Consider the following 14543-nt stretch of genomic DNA (forward strand, 5'->3'; position numbering starts at 1 on the left):
CAATGGAAACATCTTTCTATTTGCCTATCTTTCTGATAGCCGGAGGTATTATCTTCCTGATAATATTTTTCCATTACGTGCCGTTCTTCCTGTGGTTGTCGGCCAAAGTATCGGGAGTACACATCTCGCTGATACAATTATTTTTAATGCGTATCCGTAATGTTCCGCCGTATATCATCGTACCGGGCATGATCGAAGCTCACAAGGCCGGTTTGAAAAACATCACACGTGATGAACTGGAAGCACACTATCTAGCCGGTGGACATGTCGAAAAAGTGGTCCATGCGCTTGTATCCGCATCAAAAGCGAATATTGAGCTGCCTTTTCAGATGGCTACCGCTATTGACTTGGCAGGACGTGACGTATTTGAAGCTGTACAGATGTCCGTTAACCCGAAAGTGATTGATACTCCTCCGGTAACGGCTGTCGCAAAAGACGGTATCCAGTTGATTGCCAAAGCTCGTGTTACGGTACGTGCCAACATTCGTCAATTAGTGGGCGGTGCCGGAGAAGATACAATCCTCGCCCGTGTAGGTGAAGGTATCGTTTCATCGATCGGTTCTTCCGAGAATCATAAATCGGTACTCGAAAATCCGGATTCTATCTCCAAACTTGTACTCCGTAAGGGACTGGATGCTGGAACTGCTTTCGAAATTCTATCTATTGATATCGCGGATATCGATATAGGTAAGAATATTGGTGCCGCTTTACAGATTGACCAGGCTAATGCAGACAAGAATATCGCTCAGGCAAAAGCAGAAGAACGCCGTGCTATGGCTGTAGCTTCCGAACAGGAAATGAAAGCGAAAGCACAAGAGGCACGCGCAAAGGTAATCGAAGCGGAAGCGGAAGTTCCGAAAGCAATGGCAGAAGCTTTCCGTAGCGGTAATTTGGGTATCATGGATTATTACCGGATGAAGAATATCGAAGCTGACACCTCCATGCGTGAAACGATTGCCAAACCGGCAGCAGGCAATGCAGGGAATCAGCCTTTGAGCAAATAAGTTACAACAAACACCGGAATCTGATTTCATTTCAGTCTCAAGATGTACTCCCCTTTCCTAACGGAAAAGAAAGAGTCTTCTTCTGAACTTAAATCCGGTTCCGGTGTTTTTATTTTTATAGCAACAACATATTGTAAAACTAAAGCCTTTTAATAGCATGAAAAAGTACTTTCCATCCTCTGAATTAATTATCAACGAAGACGGTTCGGTATTCCACCTTCACGTAAAACCTGAATGGTTGGCAGATAAAGTAATCTTGGTAGGCGATCCGGGACGTGTAGCACTCGTAGCTTCTCACTTTGAAAATAAAGAATGCGAAGTGGAAAGCCGCGAGTTTAAGACGGTTACAGGTACGTATAAAGGAAAACGAATCACCGTAGTTTCCACCGGAATAGGTTGTGACAACATCGATATTGTCATGAATGAGTTGGATGCACTGGCTAATATTGATTTCAATACACGAGAAGAAAAGGATGAGTTCCGTCAATTGGAATTAGTACGCATCGGTACATGCGGCGGTTTGCAACCCAATACTCCGGTAGGTACATTCGTTTGTTCCCAGAAGTCTATCGGCTTCGACGGTTTATTGAATTTCTACGCCGGACGCAATGAGGTATGTGATCTGCCTTTCGAGCGTGCTTTTCTTAATCACATGGGATGGATGGGAAATATGTGTGCTCCTGCTCCCTATGTAATTGATGCAAGCGAGGAACTGATTGAACGGATTGCCCAAGACGATATGGTACGTGGCGTTACAATTGCCGCCGGAGGGTTCTTCGGTCCACAAGGACGTGAGCTGCGTGTTCCTTTGGCAGATCCGAAACAAAACGACAAAATCGAAGCATTTGAGTATAAAGGATTCAAGATTACCAATTTCGAAATGGAGAGTTCGGCTTTGGCTGGTCTCAGTCGGCTGATGGGACATAAAGCTATGACTGTCTGTATGGTGATTGCCAATCGACTGATTAAGGAAGCCAACACCGGATATAAAAATACCATTGATACGTTGATTAAGACTGTTCTTGACAGAATATAAATATATAAAAAGTCAGCGCCACCATTCTGCTATGATGGTGACACTGACTTTTTATCGTTTATCCGATATAAGATTCAATTGTCTCTTTCAGTTTTTCCAAAGAATAAGGCTTGGAGATCACAGCATTGCATCCGGCTTGAATGGCTTGTTGCTGTTCCGTATAAAAAGCGTATGCCGTAACCGCAATTAATAGGTACGGAAAGGGAAATGGTACGTATCTTTTCAGTAGCTTGAATACCGTCCATCACCGGCATACGGATATCCATCAGAATCAAATCCGGCTTTTCACGAACTCTTTATGGCATTCGACAAAAAATTGAAAAGTACCTGCATCACCCGGTTACGATCGGTAGATGTCCAATATTCTCCTTCCGGGCGGATAACTTTCAATAAGTGCATTTCCGATTTTCCGGATTCTATACGTGACAAGTCCAGAATATCATTAATCAACTGTAACAGTAAATTGCTATTCTTTTGAATGATCTCCAAATATTGCAGCTTTTCTTCTTCGTTCTCTGTCACCGCAATTATCTCCGAAAAACCGACAATAGCATTCAACGGAGTACAAATCTCATGACTCATATTTGCCCAAAAGACAGACTTCATCTTGTCAGCTTTTTCCGCCCGCCGTTTAGCTTCGATCAACTCTTGCGAACGACGAATCCGATCACCGATATCGTGTATCAGAGCAAGTACCTTATTCCCTTCAAAGGGGGCGATACGTGCCTGAAAATAATTCGGCTTCCATCTACTTCAAGTGGGTATTCTATTTCTTTTAATTTTCCATCTTGCAAGCACTCCCGAATATTACACAGAAACAGATCACTGACTTCGGGAGAATAAATATCTTGCCCATCTACACCACGTAACACTTCCACCGGATGAAGCAAAACGGTATCCGGTGTCATCAGCACATCGGTAATAAAAAAATTATCATCAAAAATAAAAAATGAATTCTGGCAACGCCTCTATTATCTTACGATTGTGCTCTTCCAGATGATTGATATACTGTTCTTTCTCACATTGCGAAGTGACGTTTACCGTATATGCCAATAATTTATCAGCAAGACGTCCGTCCTGAGTACCCTTATAAGACAGAAAATGATCTTCCAGCCAGATCACTTCACCATGCTTGCCTACACAACGTACTTTAATCTGTGATATTTTTGAATCCGATGCGAGCATCTTGGAAAAAGCAGTTTGATAGGCCTTCACATCCTTCGGATAGGCAAAGCGATAAAAGTCATCGATATCTTTAAAAACAATTCCAGCTTCTTTCAAGCCTAATGTACGAAAATAGTCATCCGTGAAGGAACACTTTCCTGTAGATATATCATATTCCCACAAAGCAATTTGGTGTGCAGCAAGTACAGAGAGTATTTTCTGTGAATTTTCCCGTATGATTTCACTATTCTCACTTTGGGAATATAAATTTGTGTCTGGCTCCATAAGCATTATATTATTTCATTTGGCATATCACCGCACACAGCAAATATAAACAAATAAAGTACAAGTTGTACAGAATCTTATCTTTTTTACTCAGAAACAATTATCTTTGCAGTCTCCAAAAAGAAATATGATGAACCAAGATACTATCTGTGCTATTGCTACCGCTCAAGGCGGTGCTATCGGAAGCATCCGTGTTTCCGGTCCGGAAGCAATTTCCATCACCAGCCTTATATTCAAACCGGCAAAACCGGACAAATTGTTTAGTGACCAAAAGCCATATTCTTTGACTTTTGGACGTATATACGACGGAGACGAAATTATCGACGAAGTACTTGTCAGCCTTTTTCGCACGCCTCATTCCTACACGGGAGAAGATAGCACGGAAATTACTTGTCATGGTTCTTCTTACATTCTTCAACAGGTGCTACAACTGCTGATCAAAAAGGGTTGCCGCATGGCTCAACCGGGAGAATATACGCAGCGGGCATTTCTCAATGGAAAAATGGATTTAAGTCAGGCGGAAGCCGTTGCCGATTTAATCGCATCCTCATCTGCCGCTACCCATCGGCTAGCCATGAGTCAGATGAGGGGTGGCTTCAGCAAAGAATTAACTGATTTACGCAACAAGCTATTGAACTTCACTTCTATGATTGAGCTGGAATTGGATTTCAGCGAGGAGGATGTTGAATTTGCAGATCGGTCGGCATTAAAAAAGTTAGCAGATGAGATAGAACAAGTCATTTCTCGTCTAGTACAATCCTTTAATGTGGGTAATGCTATCAAAAGTGGTGTTCCCGTAGCAATTATCGGTGAAACGAACGCGGGAAAGTCTACTTTATTGAATGTTTTATTGAATGAAGATAAGGCTATCGTCAGTGATATTCATGGGACAACACGCGATGTTATTGAGGATACTATTAGTATTGGAGGAGTTACTTTCCGGTTTATTGATACTGCCGGAATCCGGGAAACTAATGACAAGATCGAAAGTTTAGGTATTGAACGTACTTTCCAAAAGTTAGAGCAAGCAGAAATTGTACTCTGGATGGTGGATTCTGTAAACGCCGCATCTCAAATTGAACAGTTATCAAAAAAGATTATCCCACGTTGTGAAGGAAAGCACTTGATCGTAGTATTCAATAAAGCTGATTTAATTGAAGATGTACAAAAAAGTAATTTATCAGCTTTATTGGAGAATTTCCCACAAGAATCTACAGAGCATATTTACATCTCAGCTAAACGAAGAGAGAACACTAATGAATTACAAAAAATGCTTATCAATGCTGCGCATTTGCCAACAGTAACACAAAATGATGTCATCGTAACAAATGTAAGACATTACGAAGCCTTAAGCAAAGCTTTAGATGCTATTCATAGAGTACAAAATGGACTTGACTCACATCTTTCAGGGGATTTCCTTTCACAAGACATACGTGAATGTATCTTTTTCATTTCCGATATTGCAGGAGAAGTGACTAACGATATGGTACTGCAAAATATCTTTCAGCACTTTTGCATCGGCAAATGATGGCTTAGAAACAGCCGTAACCAACTATAACCATTTAGAATAAAGTCGTTGTATATCAGCGACTTTTCTATTTTAACACTTTCCAATCCGTATTTGGAAGTAACGGTTTTTATCCATATTTTTCCTACATATTTCTACCGCGACAGAAATTCACGGTTAGCCCGAATGTCACAGTGACGCATTAGTTGACGTGTGTTGACAGTGGTTTACATGTGTTGACAAAATCCGGGAGAAATAAGGCGAAATTATCCCCGATATAAAGGAGGAAAATATGGAAGTAAGAAAGATTTGCCAATGGTGTGGAAAACCATTTATAGCTCAAAAGACAACGACTTGTTATTGTAGCCACCAATGTTCCAATCTTGGCTACAAGGAACGTATCCGGGAACGTAAGCGGCAGTTGAAACGGTCGCAAGAATTATTGCAACCTCGGCAAGCTGCCGAGGGGCAGGATTTCTTCTCTTTTGCCCAAGCAGCAAAGTTAATGGGCGTAACCAGACAGTACATATATAAATTGGTAAAGGAATCGAAACTTCGGGCTTCACGTATTAGCGGCAAGAAGTCGCTCATCCGCCGTGCGGACATCGAACTGATGATGAAAACCAAACCTTATGAGCGCATCATGCCCAAAGAGGACTTCGACATCACCGAGTATTACACTGCCAAAGAGATTGCCGATAAATATAAGGTCAACGCCAAATGGGTGTGGACTTATACACGGCAGCACAAAGTCCCGAAAGTGCGCATCCGCCAGTTCAACTATTACAGCAAGAAACATATCGATGCTGCCTTTGCCAAATACGAGGTGGATTCCGACCTGACCGAATGGTACACGCCCGAAGAGATTCAGGAGAAGTACGGCATGACACGTGTCGCCATCCGTTCGCAGGTGTATCGGAATAACATTCCATCCAAGAAAGAGCATGGGCAGATATTCTACTCCAAGCTCCACTTCGACCTATCGAAAAGTTCCGAACAGGAGAGCAAGGCGGAATACTACACCGTCAAGGAGGCAATGGAGAAATTCAATCTATCCCGTGATTCGGTTTACGGTATTCTGCAATTCCATCAGATTAATCGTGAGAAGAACGGACGGTTCGTCAGATTCCTGAAAGTGGAGTTTGACAAGGTAATGGGTGTCCGTAAGTAACCAATTATAGACTTCTGTAAATTATTCCAAAATTAATCCCTGATGAAGGATTTCTGCATGGTTACATTACAGAGTTTTGCCAGCGAATTAATAATAACCATAAAAATATATCAGTATGCATGAGTGTAAAACCGTAACATTAAGGACACGTCCTTTAAAGAACAGGATGCTGTCTTTCTACTTGTTAAGTAAACTTGACAAGCAAACAATAAACAAACATATGAAATCCGTGTAACTCATGCAGTTACACGGATTTTTCTTTGTGTTAATTTATGTCACTCTTGGCTTGTTTTTTGGATTTTTAACGTAAATTTGCGCCAAATCGTTCACGCGACACTTTGGTCGGTGAAGTTCAACAAAAGATAAATACACCTTATTATATAACTATATGGCACAGGCAAAATACGAGATTCGAAGGAAATGCCCTATCTGTGGTGCGGTGTTCCAAATTCGCACCATTGATGCTGTGTATTGTTCGAAGCAATGTTCCGATGTTGCTTACAAGAGGAAGAAAGACAGAGAGGCAAAAGAAGCCAAGTACGAAGAGTTGGCAAAAGAGATACCTGACATACGAGAATATCTTTCGGTTCAGGAGGCCGTTGCCGTTTATTGCGTTGAACGAGACACTTTGTATCGTGAGATTCGTAAGGGTAAGATTCCATCAGTCAATCTTGGCACGAAACAACTCAGATTGAATCGTGCAGACCTTGAACTGCGTTACCCAAGAAGAAAGAAGGTAAGGAAGGCTGCCAAGAAGCCTATACCAAAAACATACAACATGGAACCAGAGAATTGCTATACCATCGGAGAAATCTCAGAGAAGTTTAGGATTCATGATTCATCCGTATGGGCACATATCCGCAAGTTCTCCATCCCTACCCGACAGATAGGTAACTATGTTTACGCTCCAAAATCAGAAATCGACAAACTCTACAAATCCATCAAACTATGAAGACTCCGATGAAACGCACAGTATTCAAGGTAATACTCCGCAAATCCGAATACAAAGAGCAGTGGTCATTGCTCATTGAAAGTTTTCCTGTCTTTGAGTCTGGCAAGGATAAGCCTCTCCGCAAGCATGAACCACTTGGGCGGTTTATAACTACTCCTATCTTTGATAAGAATAGTTCTGGTAGGACATTGGCCGATGGCAAGGCCTACTATCGACCCAAGCGTGATGCCAATGGAATCATCCTGTGCCGTTCACAAAAGGACCAAGAGGCTTGCATCTTTGCAGATAAGGTTCGTGACCTTCGTCAGCACGAATACGATAATCAGTCATTGTACACAGATAGTGAGGCAGAACAAGCAGCACAAAACGAAAGGTCAAAGTGCGATTTCATCAAGTACTTTGAAGAGTTAAAGGACAAACGTCACAAGAACAGTTCCAAGTCCATTCAAGTCAATTGGAATCGTGAACTTGCACTTCTGAAGTTATATACAGATGGGAAGCCGCTTCTATTTGGTAGCATAGACCTGAATCTCATCGAAGACTACAAGGATTACCTTATCAATGCGCCCCAAGGAGGCAGTAAGACAGGAACCATATCAGCCAATACTGCCTCGACCTATTTCTCGATATTCAAGGCAGGTCTTCGTCAAGCCTTCATAGATGGCTATTTGACCATCGACCTTGCAGCCAAAGTTAAGAACATATACTACGAGGAAAGTCAACGCGAGTATCTGACATTGGAGGAACTCAACCAACTGGCAGCAACACCATGCGATAGCGAAATTCTCAAAAGAGCAGCCTTGTTTTCTGCATTGACAGGATTGCGCCATAGTGACATCAAACAGCTAAAGTGGCGCGATATTGTGAAAGACAAGGAACATTACCAACTCCATTTTACCCAACAGAAGACCAAGGGTGTAGAGTATATGCCAATTTCTGATCAGGCATATTCCTTATGTGGTGAACGAGGCGATGCAGACCGACTTGTCTTTGAAGGGCTACAAGACCCATCATGGATTAACCGACCTGTAAAACGATGGGTAGAAGCCTCTGGTATCACCAAACATATAACCTTTCACTGCTTTCGCCATACCTATGCTACCTTGCAGTTGACAAATGGCACGGACATCTATACTGTCAGCAAGATGCTTGGTCATAAGAAGGTAACAACAACTCAAATCTATGCCAAGATAGTTGACGCAAAGAAAAATGCTGCCGCTGATGCCATCCAGATCACCCTCTCTGACGACATGATTGGAACTCCCATCGACTCCAAAAAAGAATAGTTCATATTCCACCACCATAGGTCTAAGAAAACAGTAACTATTACGTTGTTCACATCCATAGCCATTCACATTCATTTGTGAGTGGCTTTCTTCATATTTGCCCATTTGTTGCCGATTTCCATTATGACAAGGATATGATACCAATCATAACGATGCCATAACGAAATTATTTTTCACCACCGTTATTCTTGTTTTCGCTGATTATCAGTAATATATACAAGATAATGTTATGATAGACATGTTTCTTTTATGCCCTGAATCATGCCCAAATCACCATTGCTTTTAACGATACTTTTGCAGTCGCTTTCTTACCAAAGAGAGTGACTGTAGCATAAGCTGCAGCCAACTTAAACACACATTTTTTATGCGTACAGAAGTACCCACATTCGATGCAATGCCACAGATGATGGCTAACATCCTTGAGAAGTTGGAGACGCTTGAACAAAAGTTCGACGCTCTGCAGTCAAACAACAATGTAGAGGCAGATGCATGGTTCTCGCTGCAAGACTTATGCAATTACCTCCCTAACCATCCAGCCGAACAAACGGTTTACGGTTGGACGAGTAATCGCACCATTCCCTTCCACAAGAATGGGAAAAGCATCATCTTCCGCAAGTCGGAGATTGATGCATGGCTCATGCAGACCTCTCGCAAGTCAGTCAATGACATTTACGATGAAGCATGTGCGTATGTAGCCAATAATCCCAAAGGCAGAAAGGAGGTGACACGCAACCATGTATAACCACCTTTCTATCTATGAGGAGTTTTTCGGAGTTAAAGAGGGAGAACTGCTGTCTTTTTCCTTTTTCCGAAAACCCATCCGCAACACGGAGCCATTGCGCTGCATCGGCATTCCTGACATCTACCGCTACATCGTTGGCCTGTATGCAAAGAAGCAAACAGAAATGTTGCGTTCCATTACGGGCAAAGACCAGGCACGCAAGTACAAAGCTGAGAATTTCGACTTCTGCACATTCTCTGGTATCTTTCATACTCGAAACAAGGACGGCCTGTTGCAGCAATCCGATCTGCTTTGTATTGACTTCGACCATGTGGCTGACATTCCTTCGTTGTATGAAAAACTGCTCAATGACCCTTGCTTTGAGACCGAGCTACTCTTTCGCTCTCCTTCGGGCGTTGGGCTAAAATGGATTATTCAGGTATTCCGCAAAGGATGGGAGCATAGCCGTTTCTTCAATGCAGTGCTCAACTATCTCGTAGCCAATGGCTATCCTGAGCCCGACAAATCTGGCAGTGATGTTTCTCGCTCCTGTTTCATTCCACATGACCCAGAAGCTTATATTAACCCTAAGTACAACAACGTTAAAGATGAAAACTTTTTCACCAGAAGAATGGGAGAATGTCCCTTCTAACACAGCGAACAGCAACACAAGCAATACACCGTCTGCATACTCCAACACAAGCGAAGACACCCGAGCCAAGGTAGAGCGTGTCCTTTCTCTTATTGAACAAAAGGGAATAGATATTACAAATGGCTATGACAACTGGCTGAAAGTCGGGTTTGCTCTTACAAGTGAGTTCCAAGAGGCAGGAAGAGGATTCTTCCACCGTGTCAGTCGGCAGAACCCCGAGTATAAGGCAAGTGATACAGACAAACAATACAATAAATGTCTGTCTGCACATGGGGACGGCATATCTATAGCCACATTTTTTCAGATGGCGAAAGATGCTGGTATTGACATTTCCAATCCCAAAGAAATCCAAAAGTCATCCGTTGGAATTTCGGATATTTGGACTTATGGTTCTGACAACCAAATATCCAAAAAACCAAATATCCAGCCTATCGAAGTGGACTCCAAATGGATTTTGGATGAAGAATTTCTTCCTCATTTCTCTGCCTTCATATACGACATGCTTCCACCTTTCCTGAAGGAAGTGTTGGGCAACTGCATCTCCGAAGATGACCGAGACATGATGCTGATGGGCACGCTGACTTGCATTTCAGCCACTCTCCACAATGTAGTCGGTGAGTACAATCACGACGATTGGCACCCTATGCTATACTTCTTTGTTATGGCCGATGCCGGCATGGGCAAAGGCTCGCTGAAATACTGTCGCGAGATTGTGGCTCCCATCCATAACGAACTGCGTGAAGCTTCCGAGCGGCTGATGAAAGAATATAAGGAGAGTAAAAGCGAGTCCAAGTCTGGCGAGAAAGATACATCCAATGTCGATGAAGCACCACACCGTCGCACACTCTTCATTCCTACCAACAGTAGTGCTGCATCCGTCATACAGCAATTGGACAACAACGGAGGTGTCGGTCTTATATTCGATACGGAATGTGATACGCTGAGTGCCATTCTTAAATCGGAATATGGTGACTACAGCACCATCATCCGCAAGAGCTATCATCATGAACCTATTGACCTGAGCCGCAGAAAGGATGATGAATATCGTGTCATTGAGAGGCCGATGCTTGCTATCTGTCTTTCTGGAACGCCTGGACAGCTCTACACTTTGACACCTCAGGCTGAGGATGACACCTTCTCACGTATCACCTGTTATCACATGCCATTTAAAGCAGAGTTCCGTGATGTCCTTGTCGAGAGTGCCAGCCACAATTCTGACAACTACACTTTGCGAGAGAGATTCTTCCAGTTCGGTAAGCTATACAAGCAACGTCGCGAGTCATTCTTCCGTGGTGGCAGTTACCGCATTGTCATCCCTCAAGAATACTGCAAGATGTTCAATGAGCATTTCAGGCAGATGAACCAAGAGGTGGTCGATGACATCTCGCATGATATGCAGAGTGTGGTACGCCGTCTGGCCTTCACTGTGTTTCGCATTATGATGGTACTGACCACTATCAGGTTCATGGACGAAACTCCTAATCTTTCTGCACTGACTCCAAAGGACGGTAGTCGAATCGTATTACGATGCAGTAAGGATGATTTCGACATCGCCATGGCGATAGGTGATGTACTCATCTATCATACTATCTATTGCTATGCCCATCTGCCACAGAGCAAAGTCACCACCAATGGACAGGGCGAGATTGTCACGAAGAAGAGTAAAATGGAGCAGCTATTGGCCGCTCTGCCAGACACATTTGACAGAGAGGTCTATCGAGCTGTATCCATGAAACAGAGCTATCCAGTGAGCACTACTGCCAAGTGGATCAATGACTACATCCGTCAAGGTCGTCTGGAACATGTGAGCCAGAACAGCTATCGGAAATTGTAACCATGGAGGAGCCTCGCCCGCGCGGTGTGACGGACTTTTGCAAAAGTCCTAAACATAATAGGGACTTTTAGATTCACTTGCTATCGCCGTTCACTTAAAAAGTCCTTCTATTATGCTCAGGCACCGCCCGAGACCTGGCATCCTCCACCAATAGAAATTATAAATAATGTAGAACCTTCAAACAAAAAAGTATTCAATGGAAATGAACATACCACGCGCCTCTATCCATGTTGGCGCAGACAAAAAATCATTCTCGGCTCAGATGGGCCACGAGGCAGAGCGCAGAGGGTGGGACGAGAAACGCTACCAGTCAAAGAATGCTGAGACGGAGAAGAATAATCACTACAACTTCTCACGCAAGCATCTCAACTTTGAAATCACCAAGGGATGCGAGGTCATGCCCCTTGGCTCCAATCCTATTCCACTTCATCAACGCCTCCAACAGCGCCACGATGAACTTGGCTTCAAACCTTACATGGATGCAAAACATCCCAATCAAGTTGCTCAAAACAGTCCGAACGGATTGGTGAATATCATTTTCGGTGGAGACCATGAAGTGATGAAGAAACTTGCCTTTGGCGAACAACAGATAGACACCTCTGACCCATACGCTGACAATAGCAGTATCAAACTGATGCCAGCTATCTACGAATGGGCAAAGGATACGTATCAGTTCTGTTGCCGTATGTGGGGCGAGGACAACATCATCGGCTTCGACGTGCATTGTGATGAGGCTGGTGTTCATGCTCATGCCTTGACCGTTCCTGTAGAGCAAGTCAAGAAGCGTGGACGCATCGGCAGTCAGTATGTTAACAAGGACAATCCCGACAAGGTCCTGTCAACGAAAGAGTGGAAGGCCTTGCCCAAGGAGGAACGCAGCAACTACATCAAGACTGAGTCAACAAAAGGTGTGGTAGAGCGTGTGTCGTATGCTAAGGTATGGGGTGAAACGGCCAAAGACAAGTCCGAGTACCTCTCTGACCTCCACACAAAGTACTATAATGAGGTGGGCAAGAAGTATGGCTTGGAGAGAGGCATCCCATATCATGAACTATCCGAAGAAGAGAAACGGGAACGCAGACACAAGAGCAAGGTTGTGTTGGAAGCTGAACGTCAGGCGAGACAGGCAATAGCAGAGGCAGAGAAACTGAAAGCAGAGATTGAAGCAGAAACATCTATTGCTACTCAACAAAAAGAGGAAGCCTTGAAGGATTTGAAGACTGCTCAATCTGGTTTCCTTGCCAAGATCTTCCAGCCCGGCAAGTACAAGAAGGAGGAAACTGCGAAGTTCAAAGAGTCGTATGATGCTGGTGTCAAGGAAACCATCGGCAACTTTATCAAAGCAACGGGACTGAAATGGAAGAGTGAACCCACAGCCGAGATCCTGGGACGACAGTACCGCATGTTATGGGACACGAACAAGGACCTTTCCAATGAATTGAAGACCAAGGAAGAAATCATCTCATCAAAGGATGTTGTAATCCGAGGACTTCGTGCTAAAGTAACCACTCTCACAGAAGAAGTGAATGGACTCAAATACCGCTTGACACTCATCGATGAGAACGCCGTAGAGCGATTGCGCAACGCCAAGAATGCCGAAACCGCTCGTGCCGACAGGGTTGAGAGTGAACTGAACTCGCTTCGTTCAACTTACCAGAACCTCTTGGGGAAGTGGAATACCCTTTGGATTGAACCAGAGTACAACGAGGCAGCAAGGAAGGTCAAGGAGCGCAAAGAGCATGAGGCTCGACTTGCTGCTGAGAAGCAAGATCGATACCAGAACATTCTCAATCGTTTCATCGCAGAAGGACGTGCTACCCTCAGAGCATTCGCACTTACAACCAGAACTAATTTCAACGACAAAGAGGCTACATCCATCTACTATGGCATCATGGCTGTTGCCTGTAAGATGAAATTGAACCTTGGTACAAAGGAAGGTATTACCTCGGCCGTCAACAACTTCCTTAGTGGTGTGTCATGGAGTGACTGCTCAAAATTCAATAAAGAGTGCGTCACTAACTGGACACATCTATTTGCGGAACGGGATGTGACCTACGAGCCATCTATCATAGACAACTTTATCTCTTTCGTTGATTATATGTCATGCAATGCAGAAACCTACACTTCTCTTGGCGGCTCCAATGGCTGTGCCGACCAACTGACGAATTGGGATGGCACGAAGAAACTTGGCCTCGACTCACCATCCAAAAAGAAAGGTCAGTCCTATTGAGGCACACAAGGCATATAAGCTAGAGCGATTTGCAGCAAATTGTACCTGCAAGTCGCTCTCATCTGTTAAAATGTAGCTAAAAACGAAGAATCCTTTGCAAAATTGGCCGTATTTCAAAAATTGTGATTATCTTTGTGGTCAAAATATGACAATTCTCATAAGGAAAAGTTTAATATCAGCCAGCATATGGAAAAAGACTTCATCAATTACATAATTGAGGGGAACAATTATCCACCCGATGGGTACGTTTCTTTTGATACTTCCGACCACATCCGTTTCCAAAATGGAATGGATGTGTCTGGTCACAATTACGGGTGTAATAGACGCTTCGTGATTGAGAAAAACATCGAAGGAGGTGAGGGCTATACTGTTACTCTGTATAATCTTGATGGGCTTCACCCTTTATGGAAAGACAATATTCAGATGGCTCCAAAGCGTATGCGAATAATTTCAACGAGTGACAATATCGTTGAGCTGCGTGGATATGGCTATGACGAAAATGCCATGGCACTAGGTGCACCCTTAGCGGATGCATCATTTGATAGTTATGGTATTATGCTCTTAATAGAAAACGCTGAAATAAGAAGAATACAACTAAATATGTACGATAGAAATATTAGCATTGTTTATCTAAAATAAGTATGCATTTACAATTTGTATAGACTAAATTACCTTTAGGAATAAAGTTAAACATCATATTA

The 14543-nt window shown here is 43.3% G+C and carries 11 protein-coding genes and 1 pseudogene; 11 read left to right on the forward strand and 1 reads right to left on the reverse strand.

Annotated elements, in window-relative coordinates:
- The first annotated feature begins 2 nt into the window (after positions 1-2).
- Both floA and BACFIN_RS18020 read left to right on the forward strand, forming a co-directional pair.
- A complete protein-coding gene (gene floA / locus BACFIN_RS18025) occupies positions 3-1004 on the forward strand; it encodes a flotillin-like protein FloA (protein WP_007748127.1) in 1002 nt (333 codons plus the stop codon).
- 157 nt (positions 1005-1161) lie between these two features.
- Positions 1162-2040, forward strand: coding sequence for a nucleoside phosphorylase (locus BACFIN_RS18020; protein WP_007748128.1), 879 nt, complete (start codon positions 1162-1164; stop codon positions 2038-2040).
- Positions 2041-2098: 58 nt separating this feature from the next.
- On the opposite strand, the pseudogene BACFIN_RS20425 reads toward BACFIN_RS18020, so the two are convergent.
- Positions 2099-3489: pseudogene (locus BACFIN_RS20425) on the reverse strand (histidine kinase dimerization/phospho-acceptor domain-containing protein).
- Positions 3490-3619: 130 nt separating this feature from the next.
- Between BACFIN_RS20425 and mnmE the strand changes: the two are divergent.
- The 9 genes from mnmE to BACFIN_RS17975 all read left to right on the forward strand — a co-directional run bounded on the left by mnmE (position 3620) and on the right by BACFIN_RS17975 (position 14481).
- Positions 3620-5017 carry a tRNA uridine-5-carboxymethylaminomethyl(34) synthesis GTPase MnmE gene (mnmE, locus tag BACFIN_RS18015; protein ID WP_032839092.1) on the forward strand — a complete coding sequence of 466 codons (1398 nt, stop codon included), beginning with the start codon at positions 3620-3622 and terminating at the stop codon, positions 5015-5017.
- Between the two features lie 271 nt (positions 5018-5288).
- Positions 5289-6167 carry a helix-turn-helix domain-containing protein gene (locus tag BACFIN_RS18010; protein ID WP_007748141.1) on the forward strand — a complete coding sequence of 293 codons (879 nt, stop codon included), beginning with the start codon at positions 5289-5291 and terminating at the stop codon, positions 6165-6167.
- Positions 6168-6555: 388 nt separating this feature from the next.
- A complete protein-coding gene (locus tag BACFIN_RS18005; RefSeq protein ID WP_005848474.1) occupies positions 6556-7119 on the forward strand; it encodes a helix-turn-helix domain-containing protein in 564 nt (187 codons plus the stop codon).
- Positions 7116-8405 carry a site-specific integrase gene (locus BACFIN_RS18000; RefSeq protein WP_005848472.1) on the forward strand — a complete coding sequence of 430 codons (1290 nt, stop codon included), beginning with the start codon at positions 7116-7118 and terminating at the stop codon, positions 8403-8405. The genes BACFIN_RS18005 and BACFIN_RS18000 overlap by 4 nt, the downstream gene beginning before the upstream one ends.
- A 364-nt stretch (positions 8406-8769) precedes the next feature.
- Entirely contained in the window at positions 8770-9147 is a 378-nt protein-coding gene (locus BACFIN_RS17995) for a helix-turn-helix domain-containing protein (protein WP_007748151.1), read from the forward strand.
- Positions 9140-9778, forward strand: a complete 639-nt coding sequence (locus BACFIN_RS17990) for a BT4734/BF3469 family protein (RefSeq protein ID WP_007748166.1) — start codon at positions 9140-9142, stop codon at positions 9776-9778. Before BACFIN_RS17995 ends, BACFIN_RS17990 begins: the two co-directional genes overlap by 8 nt.
- Positions 9735-11612 (forward strand): DUF3987 domain-containing protein, encoded by a 1878-nt coding sequence (locus BACFIN_RS17985; protein ID WP_005848462.1) that lies wholly within the window; start codon positions 9735-9737, stop codon positions 11610-11612. The genes BACFIN_RS17990 and BACFIN_RS17985 overlap by 44 nt, the downstream gene beginning before the upstream one ends.
- A gap of 196 nt (positions 11613-11808) precedes the next feature.
- On the forward strand, positions 11809-13842 hold the full coding sequence (gene mobV / locus BACFIN_RS17980; RefSeq protein ID WP_007748177.1) for a MobV family relaxase: 2034 nt from the start codon (positions 11809-11811) through the stop codon (positions 13840-13842).
- A 186-nt stretch (positions 13843-14028) separates the two neighbouring features.
- Positions 14029-14481, forward strand: a complete 453-nt coding sequence (locus BACFIN_RS17975; RefSeq protein WP_005848458.1) for a hypothetical protein — start codon at positions 14029-14031, stop codon at positions 14479-14481.
- The last annotated feature ends 62 nt before the right edge of the window (positions 14482-14543 follow it).

Origin of the sequence: Bacteroides finegoldii DSM 17565 (genome assembly GCF_000156195.1) — a bacterium.
In the GTDB taxonomy this organism is placed as follows: domain Bacteria; phylum Bacteroidota; class Bacteroidia; order Bacteroidales; family Bacteroidaceae; genus Bacteroides; species Bacteroides finegoldii.

Coding starts and splice junctions, on each gene's coding strand:
- floA (WP_007748127.1), top strand. CDS start 3: ATGGAAACATCTTTCTATTTGCCTATCTTTCTGATAGCCGGAGGTATT.
- BACFIN_RS18020 (WP_007748128.1), top strand. CDS start 1,162: ATGAAAAAGTACTTTCCATCCTCTGAATTAATTATCAACGAAGACGGT.
- mnmE (WP_032839092.1), top strand. CDS start 3,620: ATGAACCAAGATACTATCTGTGCTATTGCTACCGCTCAAGGCGGTGCT.
- BACFIN_RS18010 (WP_007748141.1), top strand. CDS start 5,289: ATGGAAGTAAGAAAGATTTGCCAATGGTGTGGAAAACCATTTATAGCT.
- BACFIN_RS18005 (WP_005848474.1), top strand. CDS start 6,556: ATGGCACAGGCAAAATACGAGATTCGAAGGAAATGCCCTATCTGTGGT.
- BACFIN_RS18000 (WP_005848472.1), top strand. CDS start 7,116: ATGAAGACTCCGATGAAACGCACAGTATTCAAGGTAATACTCCGCAAA.
- BACFIN_RS17995 (WP_007748151.1), top strand. CDS start 8,770: ATGCGTACAGAAGTACCCACATTCGATGCAATGCCACAGATGATGGCT.
- BACFIN_RS17990 (WP_007748166.1), top strand. CDS start 9,140: ATGTATAACCACCTTTCTATCTATGAGGAGTTTTTCGGAGTTAAAGAG.
- BACFIN_RS17985 (WP_005848462.1), top strand. CDS start 9,735: ATGAAAACTTTTTCACCAGAAGAATGGGAGAATGTCCCTTCTAACACA.
- mobV (WP_007748177.1), top strand. CDS start 11,809: ATGGAAATGAACATACCACGCGCCTCTATCCATGTTGGCGCAGACAAA.
- BACFIN_RS17975 (WP_005848458.1), top strand. CDS start 14,029: ATGGAAAAAGACTTCATCAATTACATAATTGAGGGGAACAATTATCCA.